Origin of the sequence: Flavobacterium eburneipallidum, from assembly GCF_027111355.2 — a bacterium.
GTDB lineage: Bacteria > Bacteroidota > Bacteroidia > Flavobacteriales > Flavobacteriaceae > Flavobacterium > Flavobacterium eburneipallidum.
In genome coordinates, this window is sequence record NZ_CP114291.2 from 1302630 (window position 1) to 1324565 (window position 21936).

The window sequence follows — 21936 nt, forward strand, 5'->3', positions numbered from 1 at the left end:
TTCAAGGATTTCAAAAAAATATGATCTATGAGTAAATTGTATTTATGAATTAAATCACCCTTTCAACCAAGCCTCTTTCAGTTTCGATTTTGAAGGGTCTAAAACTTTGAGTTCTTCTACATCTTCTTTTGGCAATTGTACCGTTCCACTGATAGTTTGTTCTACTTTGTCTCTTTTTATTTTTATAGTAATCGGGTCGTTTTCTTTCCAATTTTTACAATCAGTAAGTATTTCGTCCACTTTTTCGGGGGTGTAATATTTATCATTTATGGCAACTATAATGTCGCCTCCTTTGAGTCCCAAATGAGTAAAGAAAACATTCAAAGGTCTGTCCGAATTGATGATGATTTCATGTTCTTTGTATGTTTTAGCAATGTATTGTTTGCCCTCTTTTTCGAAAATATAAATAGGTTCTTTTTTTATAACGGTAGCTATTCCTACTTTTCCTAAAAAGGATGAATAAGGAATTGGAGTCGTTCCAGCAACATACTTTTTCAAAAAATCGCCTACTTCTGGATAAGTTAATTTGGTGATTTTAGCAAAAAGTTCTTTGTCATCAAATGCTTTTGAAACGCCATATTCAGCAGATAGTTTTTGCATCAAATCAAGAATTCCTCTTTGTCCATTGCTTTTTTCTCTTATGATAATATCAATGCACATACCGATCAATGCACCTTTTTGATACACATTTAGGTATTGATCTTTGTAGGGTTGTTTCAATACATTGGCACTCATTTTGGTAAAAGACATGCTGTCGTTCATTTTTTTGGCATCATCAATTTTTTCTAAAATACGGCTGTAAAATTCTGTCTCGTCAATCAATCCCTGATTGATTTGAAAGAGATGCGAAAAATATTCCGTTACGCCTTCGTACATCCACAAGTGTTCAGACATTTTTGGCGCATTGAAATCAAAATACTGAATCTCTTTAGAATGTACAGTCAACGGAGTTAAGATGTGAAAAAACTCATGAGAAACCACATCTTTCATGTGTAAAAGCAATTTTTCTTCGGCTATCGATTCCGGAAAAACTACCGTTGTTGCTGTAGGATGTTCTAAAGCACCATTGCCTAAAGCATCATTTTTGGCGGTGGATAAATACAATAAAACCGTGTATTTTTTAGTCGTATTGATGTTGCCTAAAAATGTTTTCTGGGCAGTCATCATGGTTTTCATAGCAGGAGTAATACTTTCTGCGGTATATTTTCCGGTGGGAGAATAAACGGCAATTTGAATTTCCATACCATTTACGGTAAAATTAGTAAAATTAGGTTTCGAATACATAATAGGATTTTCTACCAGTACTTCATAATTCGGAGTACTAAAAACATCTTTTGTTGCAGAAGCATCTTGATCTATCATTGAGGTTGCTCCGAAAAAATCAGTAGGATGAGTAACGGTAAGGTTGTAAGCGGGTGCTTTCAAATGACTAAAATAACCCACAAAACAATGGGTGTTGAGCATTACGTTTTTGCCCGCATCAATATTAGAACCTGCTGGCGAAAAAATATCCTCTTTACCAAAACCGCCGCCTTTTTCTGTGTCATAAGTATCATTAACCCAATAAGTGATTTTGTCTAACGTTTTGGCATTGGAAATAGACCACGAATTATCGTCTGTTTTTTTTACCAGTAATAGCATTCCATTTTGGTCATAGGCTCTTAAATCTTCAATATACCTACCATAATTATCTTCTGAATAGGTTCCTGGGATGGTTTTAGGCAAACGATATATAATTTCGTTATTGTGAATTTTAGGCAATTTGACGCTCACAAAAACTCTATCGTCCTTGATGTCAATTAAATTAATATCTACTTGAATGTTGTTTTTTGCTTTTGAAGTAATTGAACTTGAAGAACTACCCGTTTTACAATTCCAAAAAAGAGTGGTAAATAGAATAATAAAAAATATTTTTTTCATAATAGGAATTGTTTATTTGGTATTTTAAAGCGTAGTTTTTGAAGCTAATAAAATTTTATAGCTATAAATTTAGGAATAAAAAAACTCCTTCAAGAGGAGTTCGGTATTTTTAATCGAGTTTGTTTTTTATGTAGTATTTGCCGTCTAAATCTTCGTCAAAATCGTCAATTTTTGCGGGTTTTGGTTTCGGTTTGGTTGCAATTGCTTTCTTTTTCCACATTTCAAATTTCTCTGCGGGCATCTTCTTTTTCATAATTTCAAGAACCTCTTTTTCGGCTAAACCAAATTCTTTTTTTATGATTTCAAAAGGGTTTCTTTCTTCCAAGGCAAACGTAACCAGTTTTTCTGTTTGTTCCCAAGTCAATTCTTTGCGATTACTCTTTTTCATTAGTGAAACTTAATACAGGTATTATAAGATGATTAATAAAATTTGGTTTCAAATATATTCCCAATATTAATAAAAATAATAATTACTTGGTATCAAATTTATCGTTTTTTTTACTCTTTTTTATTGTTTTTCAAATAACGGTATTTTAGTGGTGGTATTTTTGATGAATTAGTTAATATAGTTCACTTTTTTTAGTTAATTATGTTCTCATGAATTCTGATTTATAATGGTGAATTATATTCAAATAAAAAAAAGAATTTATTTTGTAAACCGCTTGTAATCAATGTTCATAATCACAATGGCAAAAATAATGAGGATAATTCCTAGCCATTGTGTTGCGTTTACTGTTTCGTTCAAGATGAAATAAGCCATCAATACAGAAACTGGTAATTCTAGTGCCGAAACGATACTTCCCAACCCAATTCCTGTAAGCGGAAAACCATTCGTGAACAATAATGGAGGAATGATAGTTCCAAAAAGTGCCAAAACAATTCCCCATTTTAAGAAAACATCAAAATTGAAAGGAGTAGAGTGAGTAGCAAAAGCGAAAACCAAAGTAACGATAGCTCCACCAATAAGCATATACAAACTGCGTTGGCTAGAAGAAATTCCCAAAGCCACCCGATTAGCACCAATCATAGTTGCCGTGAATGATGCCGCAGCTGCCAATCCGAATAGAATGCCAATCCAGCTGATTGCAATGGAATTTTCGATGAGATTCGTTGCCAAAACAGTTCCAAATAATACAATTAGTACTGCGATTATTTTTTGGACAGAGGGCTGTTTCTTTTCCAAAAACATTTCGAAAACGACTCCCATCCAAACGGTTTGCATCAACAAAACTATTGCGATAGAAACAGGAATATAATTCAGGCTCAAGTAATAAAAAACACTAGTAAAACCGATGGAAGTTCCAGCAATTATTAACTGTAAAATATTTTTTTTAGACGCTTCAACAACCTCTTTTCCTTTTTTTAATTTAAGAAAAGTGTTGATTAGCAACATTCCAATAATTCCAATCAGCGATTGTGCAACGGTAACTTCTGGAGTGGTAAAGCCTTCTTGGTAAGCAAGTTTTACAAAAGTAGCAAGCATGCCATAACTGGTTGCGCCAAATCCAACAAGAAAAACTCCTTTGAGTACGCTATTTTTTGTCATTTTTTAATTTTAAAAAAGAGGACAAAGATAACGCTATAAGTTTTTAAAATAAACCCTCCAATGCTTTGTTTTTAATTCCAATTTTAGTCGAATCAAAAGCCAATTTGTTTTGTAAAAGGGATGCGTAAACACTTCTGAAATCAATTTCGTGTTTTAAATCACCTCTGTCTAAATCAGCAAGATTTGGATTGCTACCTATTGTTTTTCCACGATTATTTCCTCCAATGACGAACATTGGTGCGGCTGTTCCGTGATCGGTGCCTCGTCCGTTGTCTTTCACACGGCGACCAAATTCCGAGAAAACTACGATGGTTACATTTTGCAATTGTTGCGATTTTTTCAAATCTTGGTAAAAACTAAAAACGGCATCATTCAGTTCCGATAATTTATTTTTATGAATCGCAAGTTGGTTATCGTGTGTGTCAAAACCGCCCAGCGAAGTATAATATACTTTAGAATTCAAGTTTCCTTTGATTAATTTCGAAATCCATTCTAGGTTTTTTGCCAAACCTGTTTTAGGATAAACTACATCCGAAGTAGCTGATTTTGACAATGCTTTCTGAATATCATCTGAACCTTCTACAACGGAACTGGCTATTTTTCGAACAAAATCCAATTGCGGATTATCGGATAGTTTTCCGTCGTTTTCTACTTTGCTTTTGGTTTTAAATTGATTCGGATTTTTTACTGTTATCGAATTGGGTTCTTCGCCTTTCAAAGCTAAATTATCAATCGAATCCAAATTAACTCCAGCAGTTGGTTGGTGGTCTTTGCATTGCAAATCCAAGTAGCGACCCAACCAGCCATCACTCAAATATTCTTGATTAGTAGGAGCAGTTTGCCAAATTTCTTGACTTCGAAAATGAGAACGAACCGGTTCCGGATAGCCCACATTTTGGATCACCGACAAATCGCCACTTTGTTGCATTGTAGCAAATCCTGTTAAAGCGGGATGAAAAGCCATTCCTCTAGTAGCCGAAATTACCTCGGTTTTCGAAAGTGCAATTTTAGGACGCATTTCATAATACAACGCATCTTCAAACGGGATAAAAGTATTCAGTCCGTCGTTTCCTCCGTTTAATTGAACGAACACGACACATTGTTCGCCTGTTACTAAATTGGTTGTAGTTTGAGATCCAAATGAATATAAAAAATCAGGCAAAAGGAGTGAACCACCTGTGAATGTTCCTGTCAGGGTTAAAAATTTTCTTCTGTCCATAATACTAAACTTAAATGAGTTGAAATTCGGGAGTTTTTACCATAAAATTAAACAATCGCATTACAGCATTTTCCGAACCTTCGGTTTTGCTATCGAAATCATATTTTAAGATTTCTTCAAAATCCTGTTGTTCATTCTTGTCCGTTTTGAATAAAAGGCGTTCCTTGAGTTGAGCAATAATTTCGATATTATTTCCATTTTTGTCCCAATCTAATTTTACATTCAGCGGACGATTTTTTTTCATCATCGCATTTTCATTTTCTACTTTTCCACGGGTTAAATTTTTACCGTTGCAAAGTAAATCAGCAACATTATTTCTTTGTAAAAACACCTGTGAAGTGAGCCAATAATTACCGCCATCCCATCCTTTTACATTGGGTTGACCGTATAAATCCATTCCTTGATCTTTGATGAAAAGAGCAATTAATCTTCCGTTTGGATTTTCAATATGCAATTCGTTCATCAATTGTAAAATGTATTCTAGAGGGTTTTTTATTTTAGTTCCAGCTGTATTTTTAGCAAATGCTTCGGTGAATATTTTGGTCAATAAAGGTTGAATTTCAAAATTCTTTTTCCTTAAATAATCACCATAATATTTCACTAATTCTTCTTTTGGATTGTCATAAATGAACCATTTTAATATTTTTCGAGTAATGAGATACGGAATATTAGGTTGCTCGAAAATAATATCAATCATTTCGTCAGCTTTGAAATTTCCTTTTTTACCTAGATAGGTAAAGCTTTCATTGTCTTCCAGTCGTTCTCTGTAAGTTGCATTTTCTTGTCCAATGCCCAATCCTGCTAGACCTTTGGCTCCATTTTTTATATCCTCTTCTGTATAATTTCCGATTCCTAAAGTGAAAAGTTCCAATAATTCCCGACTCAAATTTTCGTTTAATTTCCCTTTTTTATTATCTGTATTGTCCAGATAACGAACCATCGCATTGGTTTTGACAATTTGCTTGGTCAGGGTTTTGAAGTTGCCAAAAGCATTTTCTCTTAAAATTTGATTGTGCTGAAAAATCGAATAATTGGACTTCACTTTTTGAAATGTCGAAACATAATGATTGTGCCAGAAACAAGTCATCTTTTCACGAAGCGGAAATTCTTCGGTATTCATTTTTTCAATCCACCAGGTTTTCATTTCTAAAAAAGTTTGAATCTCTTTTTTTTGCATTTCCTTGGCAATCTCTGGATTGGCTTTTAATTTTTTTCGAATTTCGACATATTCGTTAAAAGACTTGGGACTGTCATCCAAAAAGGCAGGAATTGTAGCATCTACTTTTGTGGCAAAGGAATTTTGCAATACTTTTTCTAAACCAATCGTTTGAATGGTTTTGGCTTGTTTTGCCGAATAGCCGAGTCGTAACGACCAAAGAGTGTATTTGTCCATAATCTAAAGTGTTATGAAAGTTGGACTTTAATTTCACAAAAGGGTTTAAATATAACGCAAAAAAATGTGAAGTATTTTTGAAGAATACCATTTTTTCTTTCTAATAGGTGTGAATTAGACAAAAAAATACCCACAAGTTTTTACTCGCGGGTCTTGATGCTTCACATCAAATGGGATGGATAGTACTAATCTCTAACTTAATTCTGGAATTGGTGTAGTTTACTAACATACAATATTTCTTCTGGTAAGGCAGAATTTTATATTATCTGGACTAGAAGTGGTTTTTTGATAATAGTTTACATAACTAATACGAGCTTTCAGCTCTTACCCATTTCGGTATCATCATGTTATTATTACAACCAAATTTCTTTTGTTATAGTTTTAAGAACTGCATTACGATTAATTACAAAATTTAATATCTCTATATCTTTTAAATCAGAATCGTTCATTTCTGGAATATAATTTCTTTTTAATAAGTATGAAATTTTGTGGCGAGTTTGTTTTTTGTTGAAATCTTCAACTTCATATCTTCTTATAAGACAAAAATTGCCAATAGTGTGTTCAATATCATTTACGTTTGTATCCTCAAAATATTTTTGTAATTCCTCATTGTTAAAAATTTGGGTAAGTACAAATGAACTTTGTTTTCTACTTCGTAATAATTCGCTAAAAATGTATTCTTCTCTTGTTTTAGGGAAGAAATAATTAACTCTGGCATAGAAATAATGATAATATCCCCAGTTGTCAACTTGAAAATTATCAATGTTAGCTTTAATTTCTTTTAATTTTTCAGACTCTCTATTGAGTGTTTCATACAAATCTTCAATTTTATTATTTCTAATTTCTTTTATTAAATCATAAAAATAATTTCTAATGGAGCTTTGAGTTATGGCACGATTGCATAACATTCTTATGTTTGTGTAGTTATCTAAAAATTTGTTGACAATTAAGTATTTTTCAGTTATTACATCAGTACTATCTATTATATTGACTGGAGCTAGATATAAAGGATAAGTTAATGAATCAGCAATTGTAAAAGCATTAGTAATATAGAAGTCCTCAACTGAATTTCCTTCAACTGAATTTTTTAAAGAATATAGTGAAAGGTATTCGTCTATATAAAAACTTAAATTAGATTGTATAAAATAATAATAATCATTATCTTTTTTTAAGTTAAGTTTTTTATGATTATTTTTAACCCATGCATGAAATTGTACTCCAATTTTTTCAAAATCTTCATTTTCAGAACCTTTAAAGGTTCCTCGTCTAGTTATTGCAAATTTAGAGCGCAGCCAATTTCTGAAGAATTCTAAATCAGCGTCTTGTCCTATGTTTGTTTTTAATAAGTTAATTAAATACTTCCATTTTTCGTTTGCTTCAATAGCTTTTGATTCTTCTTTAATGTTTGAGAGTAAATATGCTTTTAAAATTTCAGTCGGATTAAGACTTAATCCACGATCATTCATTGTTTCAAAAATTGTATAGGCATTTTCTATATTATATGCTTTAATTTCCACCAACACTACACGATTTAAAAGCCATTCTATAAAAATTGATAATATTTTTGTTGTTTTTAATTCAGGAGGAAAGAACCTAATAATATCATCATATCTATTTTTTATGTTCTCAATTGATTCTTCAACTATGCTTTTCAAATAGTCATAAGATTCATTAGGATCTTCAAAATTAATTTCATGAATAAAATTTTCATTTGAATAAAGATGATTAATAATTTCACTTCTAGATTCAACATTCAGAACTAAAGTTTTTTTCCCCCCTTTTTTTACAAAAATATAATTTTCTAAATCAATTTTTTGATCGTCTTTCACAGATAGAATATTCTGTAAATGATGTAAATAAATTATAAGTAAGGTAAAGGAAGTTAATCTTTGTTGACCATCAACAATCGATAGACTATTATTATCATCACATAATACAATTGGTCCCATATAATAGCAATCGTAATTGACAGCTGTTTCTATAGTGTGATTGTCTTCATAATTATTAAAAAAACTTGAACTTAAATCACTAATTAAGGCCTCGATTTGTTCTCTTTGCCATCTATATTCTCTTTGGAAAACATCAATTTTATATCTGTTGCCATAAAAAACGTTTAATAGTTTTACATCTTTTGCGTCAATTTTATTTGCAATATGTCCCATATTAATTTAATGTTTTTATTAGAGGGTTAATTAATAAATAAGCATATTTGTAGATGTCATAATATGCGGGTTTGGGGTCAATTTCGCCGTGGAAAATTTTGCATCTTAATTGATAAAGTAATTCGACAAGAAATTGACTAATTATAGTTGTATTATTAATGAAATATAAATCTTTTGCGATTTTGAAACCATTAGATTTACTGCCTAATATTGAAGATGCTTTATTGGGATTAATTTCATCAAATCCATTTTTTATCTTTTTTTGGATTGAAGTATTTTGTCTAATATAGTCAGTGTGTTGTTCGAGTTCTTCTAATGAACAAGAATGAAGTTCTATAAAACCGTCAGAAGAGCCGTCATTTTTTAGAAATGTACATTTAAATCTTTTAGTAGTTCTAGGTTGCTGTATTAAATAATCAAATCTTAATGTCCTAGAATTATATTGTATTATTTCTTCTATTTTAGTATTGTCATGAGTTTTTAAACTTGAAAACGAAACTCTTTTTTCCTGATTTGGAATTGTATTAGACTCAAGTAATTGATGTAGGTTGTAAATATTATTTTTAAAAGAAATAGATTCTTCATTAGCTCCATTTAATAAATTAATTATTTTGTTTCTAAAGGGATTCTCTTCGGTTTTTAATTTTCTAATAATATCTTTATCACTTGTAATCTTATTGTCATAATCATAGTAGTTGTTCATATACCAAGCGTTAAATGGTATCCATGAAAAAATAAACATTTTATAATAATCAATTTCAGTTTTTTTTAACCAATTCTCTAAATATATTTGGCTCATGTTATTTGGTTGGATTAAATATCTATTAACTCGTTTAAATATGACAAAGTACCATAAATTTGCTTTTTTATAGAAGATGAATATGATATATTGCTAACTTTTTCAAATATAAAGAAAAAACTACAAAAACAGAAGTAGTCTTGATTTTTTTATTATAGCCCCGATAATAATGAAAATCCATTGTTGTGGTGTTAGACAATAACAAAGATTGTAATCATATAGAGGTAATAAAGTTTTTATTAAAACCTTCCTTTTACTCCAAAGCAAAAAATAGACCCACAAGTTTGCACTCGCAGGTCTATTATCTATCCGTCTATTATCTATTTGTCTTTTACTTTATCAAATCAAAACTTCTTTTTACGAAAGCTGTAAGTTCTTCGCCTTTCAAAAGATTTTGAGATAATTTTGCTAAATCTAAAGCTTGTTTAACCAAGTTTTCTTGAGTGGATTTGTCTTCCGTATTCAAAATATTAGACGCTAAATCAGAATTGGTGTTTACAACCAAATTGTACATTTCTGGCATATTCCCCATTCCAAACATTCCGCCACCACCAGTTTGACTCATTTCTTTCATTCGACGCATGAATTCTGGTTGCGTGATAATGAAAGGAGCGGCTTGACTGTCCATAGCTTCTAATTGAACAGAATATGCTTTTGGGATATAGGCTTCCAAAGACGTTTTTAGGTTTTCTTTTTCTTCATCAGATAATTTAGAAATCGTGTTTTCGTCTTTCTTGATTAAATTATCAATATGATCTGAATCGACACGAACGAAAGTTAAATCTTTATTGTCGTTTTCAATTTTTTGAATCAAATGCGAAATAATTGGCGAATCTAAAAGTAATACTTCGTATCCTTTTTCTTTAGCAATTTCGATATAAGAGTGTTGCGCTTCTTTGTTTCCGGCATAAAGAACCACTAGTTTTCCGTCTTTGTCGGTTTGTTTTTCTTTCAGGTTTTCTTTTAATTCTTCTAATGTGAAGTATTTATCATCAACCGTTGGGTATAAAACGAAAGCTCCTGCTTTTTCATAGAACTTATCTTCGGATAACATTCCGTATTCCAAAACGATTTTAATGTCGTTCCATTTTGCTTCAAAATCTTCACGGTTTTCGTTGAATAAAGATTTCAATTTATCGGCAACTTTACGAGTAATGTAGTTCGAAATTTTCTTCACAGCTCCATCCGCTTGCAATCCAGAACGAGAAACATTCAATGGAATATCCGGAGAATCGACCACACCACGAAGCATCATCAAGAATTCAGGTACAATTCCTTCTACATTATCAGTAACATAAACTTGGTTTTGGTACAATTGAATTTTGTCTTTTTGAATTTGCATATCCGAACCTAATTTCGGGAAATACAAAATACCAGTTAAGTTAAAAGGATAATCAACATTCAAATGAATATGAAACAATGGCTCTTCAAACTGCATTGGATACATTTCACGGTAGAAGTTTTTGTAATCTTCATCCGTTAAATCCGTTGGTTGTTTTGTCCAAGCTGGATTTGGATTATTGATGATGTTGTCTAATTCAACCGTTTCATTCACATAATCTTCTGGAGCATCTTCAGGTTTTGGAAGCGTTTCTGTTCTGGTTCCAAATTTAATTGGAATAGGCATAAATTTATTATACTTATTCAATAAACCACTAATTTTAGAATCTTCTAAAAACTCCAAAGAATCTTCTGCAACGTGCAGAATAATTTCTGTTCCACGAGTAGTTTTATCTGCAGGTTCTAAAGTAAATTCAGGGCTTCCGTCGCATGTCCAGTGTGCTGCTGGTTCGTCTTTGTATGATTTAGTGATGATTTCTACTTTTTCGGCAACCATAAAAGCCGAATAAAAACCAAGACCAAAATGACCAATAATTCCAGAATCTTTAGCAGAATCTTTGTATTTATCTAAAAATTCTTCAGCTCCAGAAAAAGCCACTTGGTTGATGTATTTTTCAACTTCATCAGCCGTCATTCCCAAACCTTGGTCAATGATGTGAATTTTTTTTCCTTCTTTATCTACTTTAATTTCGATAATTGGGTTGCCATATTCTACTTTGGCTTCGCCAATGCTGGTTAGGTGTTTTAATTTTAGGGTAGCATCAGTACCATTCGAAATCAATTCACGTAAAAATATTTCGTGATCGCTGTACAAGAATTTTTTGATAAGTGGGAAGATGTTTTCTACCGAAACATTAATTTTTCCTGTTGTCATATTTTTAAGATTTAAGTTTTTAATTTCGAAAATGTTTATGTCAAATAAGATACCAAATAAAGCGAAAGTGACAAAATGTCGGAAACGTTAATTTTGAAACAAATCACAGTAATTTTAAAACAATTTTCAAAGACATCGTTGTATCTTTGTCCCTAGTTTAATCTTAAAAATACTATAGAAATGAAAAAAACAATTACATTAATGATAGTGGCTGTTTTGCTCTTTGGATGTAAAACTTCATCCGTAACAAGTACCAAATTAGACAGAAGTTCTCAAGTGGGAATTAAAGGAAATTGGGTAATAACCAATGTTTCTTATCCTGGTTCTGATGTTATTAAAGTAAATTCTTTTCAGATTGCCGATTCAAAATGTTTTATCGGAAGTACTTGGAATTTTATTTCGAATAATAATAAGGGAAGTATGAATTTGACAAAGTCGGATTGTCCTGCGTTTAGTTCTCCAATTACTTGGTTCGTTAATAAGGAAGGTCAGTTTGTTTTAAAAGTGTTGGATGCTGGCGAAAAAGCAAAAAAAGTCAGAGACGGTTATGTATTACAAGTAGCTAATCAAACCGAAACTTCGTTCCAATTGATTGATAATATCAATGTTGGAGGTCAAAATAAACAAGTTACTTATCAATTCGAAAAAACTAATTAATCAAAATTAAAATCATCATGAAAAAAATAACAATTTTAGGAGTATCAAGTTTATTCCTTTTAGCAACTCTATTCACAAGTTGTAATTCTATTAAAAATGCTAATAATACCCAAAAAGGAGCGGGAATCGGAGCGGGAGCAGGAGCTTTAATCGGAGCAATTATAGGTAATAATACAAAACTAGGAACTGCTGGTGGAGCACTTATTGGGGCTGCTATTGGTGGTGGAACGGGTGCTTTGATAGGAAATAAAATGGACAAACAAGCTCGTCAAATTGATCAAGCATTACCAGGAGCCGATGTAGAAAGAGTAGGCGAAGGAATTCGTTTGGTTTTGAACGAAAATGCCGTGCGCTTTGATACCAATAAATCAACTTTAACTGCTATTGCAAAAGCCAATTTAGACAAACTAGTACCAGTTTTTAATGAGTATGCAGATACTGATATTGAAATTTTTGGATATACTGATAGTACAGGGAAACCAGAATACAATTTGACACTTTCTGGACAAAGAGCGGCATCGGTAAAAAGTTATTTGGTTTCAAAAGGTTTAGCAAACTCTCGTTTTAAAACAACAGGAGAAGGAATTGCAAACCCTATTGCAACAAATGATACGCCAGAAGGTAGAAGTCAAAACCGTCGAGTAGAGTTTGCTATTTTAGCCAATGAAAAAATGGTACAAGATGCCAAAAAAGAAGCGGGACAATAAATCGCATTGATTTTTAATAAATTAAAAGCTGTTTCAAATTTGAAGCAGCTTTTTTGTTTTATATCAAATTGAAATTAATGCGAGATTGTAATTTTCAATTATATTTGTACTTATGCAACTATCCATTATCATCCTTAATTATAACGTTCGTTACTTCTTGGAACTTTGTGTTTTGAGTGTTCAAAATGCTATCCAAAATATCGATGCCGAAATTATTGTAATCGACAACAACTCTCCAGATGATAGCTGTGCCATGATGAAACAGCGTTTTTCAAGTGTAAAACTTATTGAAAATGCAGCAAATGCAGGTTTCCCCAAAGGAAATAATATTGGTGTCGCCGAAGCTAAAGGCGAGTACATTTGTATCCTCAATCCTGATACAGTCGTTGCCGAAGATACTTTTGTTAAAGTATTGGCTTTCGCCAAAGAGCAAAACGATTTAGGAATTATTGGTTGTAAACTTATCGACGGAACAGGAAATTTTCTACCCGAAAGTAAACGCGGGACTCCAACACCATTTGTAGCATTTACCAAAATTACAGGTTTGTATAAAATTTTTCCAAAAACATTCGGAAAATATTACGCCCAACATTTAACAGAAGACCAAACCGGGAAAGTCGAAATTCTTGTTGGAGCTTTTATGGTTATGAAACGAGAATTGTACAATGAAATGGGTGGTTTCGATGAAAAATGCTTTATGTATTCAGACGATATTGATTTGTCTTACATGGCGTTGCAAAAAGGAAAATTGAACTATTATTTTCATGAAACTTCAGTGATACATTACAAAGGGGAAAGTACAATCAAAGACGGAACCTACATGAAACGCTTTCGTGAAGCCATGAACTTTTTTTATAAAAAACATTTCAGCGTTTCCTTTTTGTTCTCTGTTTTTATGGAAATGGGAATTGTGTTTTTCTCTTTCGTGAAAATGTTTCAAGGAAAGCCGAAGCCTAAATTATCTCCCGAAAATTATATTTTAGTTTCTGATAATGAAGTTTTGAGAGAAAAATTAGAAAAGCAATTGAATCAAACCGTTGAACGTCAAAAAAATATTCAATTTGAATCAAAAAACACGAGAACGGAAATTATTTTCGATCAGAATTTTATTGATTTTAAGACTATAATTCAAGCGTTTGAAGAAAATAAAAAGAAGCATTTTACTTTTAAAATTCTTCCCAAATCAGCAGTTTTTATCATTGGTAGCAACAGCAGTTTTGACAGAGGAGAAATCGTAAAAATTTAGATTTTATCAATTCTATTTCTTTTAAGAATTCGTGTAATTCAAACAGTTTTTCATTCGTGTAAATTGGTGAAATTCGTATCTAACTTTTTTTTTGAAATGAATGCCTTGGAGTTTGAATAAATTTGTGTTTAAAACTAAAATTTATCACTAATTTTGTCTTCGAAAAATTACAATTACCCTTTCAGCGAATACTATGGCGAGATTTGAATTAAAGCTTCCAAAAATGGGAGAAAGCGTTGCAGAAGCAACCATTACCAATTGGTTGAAACAAGTGGGCGACAAAATTGAAGCTGACGAAACTGTTTTAGAAGTTGCTACAGATAAGGTAGATACAGAAGTACCGAGTGACGTTTCAGGTGTTTTAGTAGAGCAACTATTTGCTAAAGACGATATAATTCAAGTAGGGCAAACTATTGCTATTATTGAAACTGAACAAAGTAATTCGGATTCAGAATCTGTGAAAGAAACTGTTGTCCCTGCTGAAGTAACTGCTATCGAAAAAAGTATTGAAGCGGTTAAAGAAACCATTGCTGTAGCAGTAAATTTTTCGGATTCGGATAAATTCTTCTCGCCATTAGTAAAAAACATTGCCAAAGAAGAAGGAATTGCTCTTGCTGAATTAGAGACTATTGCAGGTTCTGGAAAAGAGGGAAGGGTTACGAAAGAAGATATTTTAAGTTATATTAAAAATAGAGGAACGGTTGCACCAAGCGCAGTTGAGGTATCAATACCAATTGCTCAATCACAACCTACAACTTACAACCTGCAACCAAAAACTCCAGTTTCGGTAAATGGTGGTGACGAAATCATCGAAATGGACAGAATGCGCAAGCTGATTTCTGGTTATATGATGAATTCTTTGCAAACTTCGGCACACGTACAATCCTTTATCGAAGTCGATGTTACCAATATTGTAAAATGGAGAGATAAGGTAAAAACCGCTTTCGAAAAAAGAGAAGGTGAAAAGTTGACTTATACGCCAATTTTTATGGAGGCTGTTGCCAAAGCTTTGAAAGATTACCCAATGATGAATATTTCGGTAGATGGCGATAGAATCATTAAAAAGAAAAATATAAACCTTGGAATGGCAGCTGCTTTACCCAACGGAAATTTAATTGTTCCTGTTATCAAAAACGCCGATCAGCTCAATTTAGTAGGGATGGCAAAAGCGGTAAATGATCTTGGAAACCGAGCCAGAACTGGAAAACTAAAACCAGACGACACTCAAGGCGGAACTTATACAGTTACTAACGTTGGTACTTTTGGAAGTATTTTCGGAACACCAATTATCAACCAGCCAGAAGTAGGGATTTTGGCTCTTGGAGCAATTCGTAAAGTACCAGCGGTTATCGAAACTCCCGAGGGCGATTTTATAGGCATTCGCCAAAAAATGTTTTTAACGCATAGTTATGATCACCGTGTTGTAGATGGTGCTTTGGGCGGAATGTTTGTAAAACGTGTAGCCGAATATCTAGAGGCATTTGATGTGGATAGCGATTTTTAGAATTATTAAAAAAAGCACATAGTATTGAAAACTAACACAGTTATTTATAACTCTGTTAGTTTTTTGTTTTTATCCAAAATTTTATCAATTAATTAAAAGAAAACTTCTTTCAAACCGATATATTTGTCATTCTAAAATTTAAAAATGGAACTCAAACTCAATAAGCCAATTTGTTTTTTCGACCTAGAAACTACAGGAATTGATGTCGCTAAAGATCGAATTGTAGAAATAGCAATCTTCAAAGTTTTTCCAAACGGAAATAAAGAAAGCAAAACATGGTTAGTGAATCCAACAATTCCAATTCCGCCACAATCTACCGAAATTCACGGAATCAGTAATGAGAAAGTAGCCAATGAACCAACGTTCAAGGAACTGTCTTCCCAGATTTACAACATGATAAAAGATTCGGATTTGGCAGGATATAATTCCGATCGTTTTGATATTCCATTATTGGCAGAAGAATTATTGCGTGCAGGAGTAGATTTTGATATGAAAAACCGAGTTTCTGTGGATGTTCAAACTATTTTTCATAAAAAAGAAGAACGAACCTTGAGTGCGGCATTAAAATTTTATTGTGGTCAAAGTTTAGAAAATGCCCATTCTGCCGAAGCAGATACTATGGCGACTTACGAAATCATGAAAGCGCAATTGGATCGCTATCCCGATTTAGAAAACGATATGAAATTGCTTTCGGAATTTACTACTAGAAAGAAAATTGCTGATTTTGCAGGAATGATTGCTTTCGATAAAGACGGTGATGAGATTTTTACTTTCGGAAAGCACAAAGGTGCTAAAGTTGAAACAGTTCTAGAAAATGAGCCAGGTTATTTTAGCTGGATTCAAAATGCTGATTTTCCTTTATATACCAAGAAAGTGTTGACGGCAATTAAATTGAGGAAATTGAATACAAAATAGTATTCAGTATTCAGTGTTTAGTTTTTAGACTGATCACTGAATACTGAATACTGAACACTGAATTTATGAAAATACTCTGTATCGGCAGAAACTACGCCAAACATATTGAAGAATTAAAAAACGAAAGACCAACAGAGCCTGTCGTTTTTATGAAGCCTGATTCGGCTATTTTGTTGAAACAACATCCGTTTGTGATTCCTGAATTTTCCAATGATATTCACCACGAAATAGAAATTATTGTTAAGATAAATAAGGTGGGTAAGTATATCGATACGAAATTTGCTCATAAGTATTATGACGAAATTAGTGTGGGAATAGACTTTACGGCTCGTGATTTACAAAATGAATTAAAAGCAAAAGGATTGCCTTGGGAAAAAGCCAAAGCCTTTGATGGATCAGCAGTGATAGGAGAATTTTTGCCAAAAACACAATTTAATTCATTGGAAAATATTACTTTTGAATTGATAAATAACAACAAAGTAGTTCAAAAAGGGAATTCTAGCGAGATGTTATTTAAAATTGACGAAATAATTTCTTTTGTTTCACAGTATTTTACTCTGAAAATTGGCGATATTATTTTTACCGGATCTCCAGAAGGTGTTGCTGCTGTAAAACCTGATGATGTTTTAGAAGGATTTTTAGAAGGAAATAAACTATTTAGTATTCAAATAAAATAAATGGCACTACATTACAATTTAGCCAAAGTGTACGCACTTTCAGATAACGATCCAGAATTTGTCTTGCAAATAGTGAATTTATTTGTCACAGAAGTTCCTGATGATTTAGAACAAATCAAAGAAGGAATCAAGAAAAAAGACCACAAGCATGCTTATGCTTATGCCCATAAAATAAAACCAACACTTGATTTATTAGGTTTAAAAGTAGCTTTTGAAGAAATTCTTCAAGTAGAAGCTTGGACAAAAGCCGAGGGTGAAAAGAAAGAAATCAAAGAAACTTTTAAGAGTGTCAAAAATCAAATAGAAGACGCTGTGAAAGAGTTGAAAAAAGACTTTGATTTGTAGATTTTTACTTCAAAATCGGTAATCTAAAATCAATAATCTAAATTCTAAAATCTAAAATGAAAGCAGCCATAATTACTATAGGTGATGAAATTCTTATTGGCCAAATTATCGATACGAATTCTGGTTTTATAGCCAAATCATTAGACAGAATAGGTGTTGAGATTTATGAAATGGCATCTATTAGTGATAATAAACAACATATTTTAGATACTTTTCTAAAGTTTCAAAATAAAGTTGATTTGGTTATTATTACTGGAGGACTGGGGCCAACCAAAGACGACGTAACCAAAAAGACGTTTTGCGATTATTTTGAAGATGAATTAATTGTGGATGAGGTAGTTTTAGCTCATGTTACCAAATTAATCGAAGGTTTTTATAAGCGTACCATTACACAAATTAACAAAGATCAAGCACTTGTTCCTTCCAAATGTACTGTCCTTCATAATGAAGTAGGTACAGCGCCAGGAATGTGGATGAAAAAAGAAAATACAGTCTTTATTTCGCTTCCAGGAGTTCCTTTTGAAATGAAATACTTGGTCGAAAATGAAATTATTCCCAAAGTAGTTCGAGAATACAAGCGACCTTACATTCTTCATAAAACTATTATGACTTATGGACAGGGTGAAAGTATGGTAGCAGAACGTATTGAAGAATGGGAAAATAATTTACCCGAATTTATAAAGTTAGCTTATCTGCCTGCGCCAGGAAGTGTGCGATTAAGACTTTCGGCTAGAGGAATTGACAAGGAATTGCTAGAGAAATCTATCCAAGAAAATGTACTTTCCTTGACTAAAATAATCAATGATATTATTGTTGGTTTTGATGAGGATGAAACTCTTGAAACCGTGGTAGGAAGACTTTTAGCACAACAAAATAAAACCATTGCTACTGCCGAAAGTTGTACAGGAGGAATGTTGGCACAACTTTTCACATCCGTTTCGGGTGCTTCCAGTTATTTTAAAGGAAGTATTGTTTCCTATGCAACCGAAACTAAAATCTCGGTTTTGGGACTTTCGCAAGATTTAATTTCAGAATATTCAGTAGTTAGTGCCGAAGTGGCAAAACAAATGGCTGTGAATATCAAAAGTCTAATGAATACGGACTATGGCATTGCTACAACTGGAAATGCAGGACCAAATAAAGGCGATTCTGATGCGGAACTGGGTTCGGTTTTTATTGCATTGGCAACACCAAATGAAGTAATCGTAGAGGAGTTTAATTTTGGTCAACCCCGTGAAAAAGTGGTAGATAGAGCCGTAAAAAAGTGTCTGGAAATGCTACGAAAAGAAATTTTAAAAAATGTGATATAATTTTTTGTTTCATCCGTTTATTTTTCTTTTCTTTGCACCCTGATTTTGAATAACGATAAAAGATAAGATATAATGTCAAGAGTTTGCGACCTTACAGGTAAAAGAGCGATGGTAGGAAATAACGTTTCTCACGCTATGAATAAAACTAAGAGAAAATTTTCGGTAAACTTAGTTAAAAAGCGTTTTTATCTTCCAGAAGAAGATAGATGGATTACTCTTAGAGTAGCTGCATCTACAGTAAAAACAATTAATAAAAATGGAATTGCTGCAGTTTTGAAAAAAGCACAAGCAGAAGGATTTATTAAATAATCTTTTTCCAAAATAAATAAATAGCAAGATGGCAAAGAAAGGTAATAGAATCCAAGTAATTTTAGAATGTACTGAACACAAAGCATCAGGTGTTGCAGGAACTTCAAGATACATAACAACAAAGAACAAAAAAAATACTCCAGATAGATTAGAGATTAAAAAATTTAATCCAATCTTGAAGAAAGTAACTGTTCACAAAGAAATTAAGTAATAATTATAGGTTTTGATACAATCTCAAATGTTTCATTAGGGATTTATTAAAATTAAAATAACATTTGAATCATGGCAAAGAAAACCGTAGCATCGTTACAAACAGCTTCAAAGAGATTATCAAAAGCTATCAAAATGGTGAAGTCTCCAAAAACTGGTGCATATACATTCGTAGAATCTATTATGGCTCCTGAAGAAGTTGATGAATTCTTGAAAAAGAAATAATCCAAATAGCATTATATAGAAAAGCTACTTTCATTCGAAAGTAGCTTTTTTATTTTCTATATTTGCTTCGCCTGTTCGCTATCGCTCGGGTGTCTGTCAAATTACAGATAGCTTCATTTACATGAAGTATTGAATAATTAGTTATCCCCAACCTTTGTCAAAGTTAAAAACTTTGACAAAGGTTTGTTGGTAACAAAATGATATGAAATCAATCCCGAATGTGTCGGGACTTAATCCTCAATCAATAATTCGATGAGTTTTTTTAAAAAATTATTTTCTTCAGAAAAAAAAGAGTCTTTAGATAAAGGACTCGAAAAATCAAAAGCTTCTTTCTTTTCAAAGTTAACCAAAGCAGTTGCTGGAAAATCAAAAGTAGATGATGAAGTATTAGACAATTTGGAAGAAATTTTGGTTTCTTCGGATGTTGGAGTAAATACGACTCTAAAAATCATTACTCGAATTGAAAAACGAGTAGCCGAAGATAAATTCCTTGGAACTAGTGAATTGAATCAAATTCTTCGTGAAGAGATTGCAGGCCTACTGTCGGAAATTGATTCGGGTGAGGCAACAGAATTTGTAATTCCAATTAATACTAAACCTTATGTTTTGATGGTTGTTGGTGTCAATGGAGTAGGAAAAACTACGACTATCGGAAAATTAGCATATCAATTCAAAAAATCGGGTCACAAAGTAGTTTTGGGTGCAGCCGATACTTTTCGTGCAGCAGCAATTGATCAGTTGCAAGTTTGGGCTGATAGAGTAGGAGTTCCTATTGTAAGGCAAAATATGGGAAGTGATCCAGCTTCTGTAGCTTTTGATACATTGCAATCAGCTGTGGCGCAAGATGCTGATATTGTAATTATTGATACCGCAGGTCGTTTGCACAACAAAATTAATTTAATGAACGAGTTGACCAAAGTAAAACGTGTGATGCAGAAAGTCGTTGCTGATGCGCCTCACGATGTAATGTTGGTTATTGATGGTTCTACTGGGCAAAACGCTTTCGAACAAGCCAAACAGTTTACTGTTGCTACTGAAGTGACTTCTCTTGCGGTTACCAAGTTGGATGGCACTGCCAAAGGTGGTGTTGTTATTGGCATTTCTGATCAATTTCAGATTCCTGTAAAGTACATTGGAGTTGGTGAAGGAATTGAGGATTTACAGGTTTTTAATAAGTACGAGTTTGTAGATAGTTTCTTTAAATAAAAAAATCTTTGTCAAACTTTACCTTGACAAAGATTACTTTAATTAGTTTACAATGAATTTTTCTTTTTTTAAAAATATTTCCCCTATTTATTTGTATTTAGTAAGTGTTGTATGTTTTGTTTTGTCTAATGTTGTCAGAAATAAAAATATATCATTGTATTATATTCTGCTTTTTTTTGGGGCGATTTTCTTTATTCTTGGTTTTTTTAAGCGAATGAACAATAGATAAAATTATTGGTACAAAGCACTTATTTTTGACCATAATTCTTCGTCAAAACCAGATAAAGCAAAGGTCGGATTAGCAGGATTGGCAACATCTCCCATTCTTATTACCACCATTTTTTTGCTTGGAATCACATAGATTTTTTGATCATTTTTACCTAAAGCCATAAACATATCATTGGGGGCTGTAGGAATTAAACTGCCTTTGAATTGTAGTTGAGATTGTGGTAAGTGATAGCTAGATTCCCCGTTAATCCACCACAAATAGCCATAACTTAAATTGATGTTTTGTGAGGTGGTAGTAGCTTCGTTATAAAAAGTTTCGTTCAAGATTGTTGTGTTTTCCCATTTTCCTTTGTTTTGTATGAGTAATCCAAAGCGAGCCATACTTCTTGTATTGCTATAATATACGCTGTTATTATCAACTTGAAGCCAAGTCCCTGTCATTCCTATCTTATCTCTCAATTTGGTGTTGAAATATTTTGACCAAGTATCTCCTGAAGCCGAAGCAATAACATCTTGTAACTTTACATAAACATTGTGATATGCCCATCGAGTTCCCGCATCGGCTTTGTAGGTAAGTTTTGCTGGAGTAACATCGTCTCCATTGGCAATTTCTTCGATACCAGAAGTCATTGAGAGCAAATGTTTGTTGGTAATTAGGTTTTCTTTGGCTAATGGCATATTTGTCCAGCCTGTTCCGATATAATCCGAAACTTTGTTATTGATATTAATCAGCCCTTCTTGTTGAGCAATTCCAGTAAGTGTGGCAGTCAGTGTTTTTCCTGCACTTGCCCAATACCATGGTGTTGTAGCGGTATGTCCGTTGAAATAATTTTCCATGACAATTTTTCCATTAACCAAAATAATAAAACCTTTAGAGTTTTTGAGTTCTAAAAAATCTAAAAGAGGTTGGACAGCACTTTGTTTCCAACCTAAATCAGCTACAGATTTTGTTTCCCAAACATCGCTTGTCAATGGTGGGAAATAAGTAGTTTCGATTGGAGTTGTCGGGTTTGGACTGTCAGAACTACAGCTTGCAAATAGCAACACAGTAAATAGTAGGTATATTTTTGACATATTCTAAAAGATTGATTTGAAGGTATGACCAAAAGTATTGAAAATAGTTTAATCAGTTTTTTGTTTTTT

General features: G+C 32.6%; 21 protein-coding genes. 12 read left to right on the forward strand and 9 right to left on the reverse strand.

All coding sequences use genetic code 11. From position 1 onward, the window contains the following. Positions 1-54 precede the first annotated feature (54 nt). From OZP15_RS05335 to htpG, 8 genes are all read right to left on the reverse strand, one after another. Complete coding sequence (locus tag OZP15_RS05335) at positions 55-1920, reverse strand: M61 family metallopeptidase (RefSeq protein ID WP_281337214.1); 1866 nt, start codon at positions 1918-1920, stop codon at positions 55-57. A 109-nt stretch (positions 1921-2029) separates the two neighbouring features. Then, positions 2030-2308 (reverse strand): DUF2805 domain-containing protein, encoded by a 279-nt coding sequence (locus OZP15_RS05340; protein ID WP_269227458.1) that lies wholly within the window; start codon positions 2306-2308, stop codon positions 2030-2032. 258 nt (positions 2309-2566) lie between these two features. Continuing rightward, positions 2567-3466: an EamA family transporter gene (locus OZP15_RS05345; RefSeq protein ID WP_281337215.1), complete on the reverse strand. Its 900-nt coding sequence runs from the start codon at positions 3464-3466 to the stop codon at positions 2567-2569. A 43-nt stretch (positions 3467-3509) separates the two neighbouring features. Continuing rightward, on the reverse strand, positions 3510-4685 hold the full coding sequence (locus OZP15_RS05350) for a DUF1501 domain-containing protein (protein WP_269227459.1): 1176 nt from the start codon (positions 4683-4685) through the stop codon (positions 3510-3512). A 10-nt stretch (positions 4686-4695) separates the two neighbouring features. After that, on the reverse strand, positions 4696-6078 hold the full coding sequence (locus OZP15_RS05355; RefSeq protein ID WP_281337216.1) for a DUF1800 domain-containing protein: 1383 nt from the start codon (positions 6076-6078) through the stop codon (positions 4696-4698). Positions 6079-6431: 353 nt separating this feature from the next. Beyond that, positions 6432-8240: a DUF262 domain-containing protein gene (locus tag OZP15_RS05360; RefSeq protein WP_281337217.1), complete on the reverse strand. Its 1809-nt coding sequence runs from the start codon at positions 8238-8240 to the stop codon at positions 6432-6434. Position 8241: 1 nt separating this feature from the next. Next, complete coding sequence (locus OZP15_RS05365) at positions 8242-9039, reverse strand: hypothetical protein (protein WP_281337218.1); 798 nt, start codon at positions 9037-9039, stop codon at positions 8242-8244. Between the two features lie 331 nt (positions 9040-9370). Beyond that, positions 9371-11254 carry a molecular chaperone HtpG gene (gene htpG, locus OZP15_RS05370; RefSeq protein ID WP_281337219.1) on the reverse strand — a complete coding sequence of 628 codons (1884 nt, stop codon included), beginning with the start codon at positions 11252-11254 and terminating at the stop codon, positions 9371-9373. A 180-nt stretch (positions 11255-11434) separates the two neighbouring features. Here htpG and OZP15_RS05375 point away from each other — a divergent pair, with 180 nt between their 5' ends. From OZP15_RS05375 to ftsY, 12 genes are all read left to right on the forward strand, one after another. Further along, complete coding sequence (locus OZP15_RS05375; protein WP_281337220.1) at positions 11435-11911, forward strand: lipocalin family protein; 477 nt, start codon at positions 11435-11437, stop codon at positions 11909-11911. Between the two features lie 17 nt (positions 11912-11928). After that, positions 11929-12618, forward strand: a complete 690-nt coding sequence (locus OZP15_RS05380; protein ID WP_269227463.1) for a YiaD family glycine zipper/OmpA-like lipoprotein — start codon at positions 11929-11931, stop codon at positions 12616-12618. A 112-nt stretch (positions 12619-12730) separates the two neighbouring features. Further along, entirely contained in the window at positions 12731-13864 is a 1134-nt protein-coding gene (locus tag OZP15_RS05385; RefSeq protein WP_281337221.1) for a glycosyltransferase family 2 protein, read from the forward strand. 193 nt (positions 13865-14057) lie between these two features. Then, positions 14058-15368: a dihydrolipoamide acetyltransferase family protein gene (locus OZP15_RS05390; protein ID WP_269227464.1), complete on the forward strand. Its 1311-nt coding sequence runs from the start codon at positions 14058-14060 to the stop codon at positions 15366-15368. Positions 15369-15512: 144 nt separating this feature from the next. Beyond that, the gene (locus OZP15_RS05395; protein WP_269227465.1) at positions 15513-16283 is read left to right on the forward strand and encodes a 3'-5' exonuclease; all 771 of its coding nucleotides are present in this window, start codon (positions 15513-15515) and stop codon (positions 16281-16283) included. Between the two features lie 65 nt (positions 16284-16348). Continuing rightward, positions 16349-16960, forward strand: coding sequence for a fumarylacetoacetate hydrolase family protein (locus OZP15_RS05400; protein WP_269227466.1), 612 nt, complete (start codon positions 16349-16351; stop codon positions 16958-16960). Then, positions 16961-17305: an Hpt domain-containing protein gene (locus tag OZP15_RS05405; protein ID WP_269227467.1), complete on the forward strand. Its 345-nt coding sequence runs from the start codon at positions 16961-16963 to the stop codon at positions 17303-17305. A gap of 56 nt (positions 17306-17361) precedes the next feature. Next, positions 17362-18615 carry a competence/damage-inducible protein A gene (locus tag OZP15_RS05410; protein WP_281337222.1) on the forward strand — a complete coding sequence of 418 codons (1254 nt, stop codon included), beginning with the start codon at positions 17362-17364 and terminating at the stop codon, positions 18613-18615. 72 nt (positions 18616-18687) lie between these two features. Continuing rightward, positions 18688-18924 carry a 50S ribosomal protein L28 gene (gene rpmB / locus OZP15_RS05415; protein WP_066078045.1) on the forward strand — a complete coding sequence of 79 codons (237 nt, stop codon included), beginning with the start codon at positions 18688-18690 and terminating at the stop codon, positions 18922-18924. Between the two features lie 28 nt (positions 18925-18952). Next, positions 18953-19135: a 50S ribosomal protein L33 gene (gene rpmG, locus OZP15_RS05420; protein ID WP_026714106.1), complete on the forward strand. Its 183-nt coding sequence runs from the start codon at positions 18953-18955 to the stop codon at positions 19133-19135. Between the two features lie 71 nt (positions 19136-19206). Further along, positions 19207-19359 carry a DUF4295 domain-containing protein gene (locus OZP15_RS05425; RefSeq protein WP_070261881.1) on the forward strand — a complete coding sequence of 51 codons (153 nt, stop codon included), beginning with the start codon at positions 19207-19209 and terminating at the stop codon, positions 19357-19359. 252 nt (positions 19360-19611) lie between these two features. After that, a complete protein-coding gene (gene ftsY / locus OZP15_RS05430; RefSeq protein ID WP_281337223.1) occupies positions 19612-20565 on the forward strand; it encodes a signal recognition particle-docking protein FtsY in 954 nt (317 codons plus the stop codon). 231 nt (positions 20566-20796) lie between these two features. Here ftsY and OZP15_RS05435 read toward each other — a convergent pair whose 3' ends face one another. Continuing rightward, positions 20797-21867, reverse strand: coding sequence for a serine hydrolase domain-containing protein (locus OZP15_RS05435; RefSeq protein WP_269227469.1), 1071 nt, complete (start codon positions 21865-21867; stop codon positions 20797-20799). Between the last annotated feature and the right edge of the window lie 69 nt (positions 21868-21936).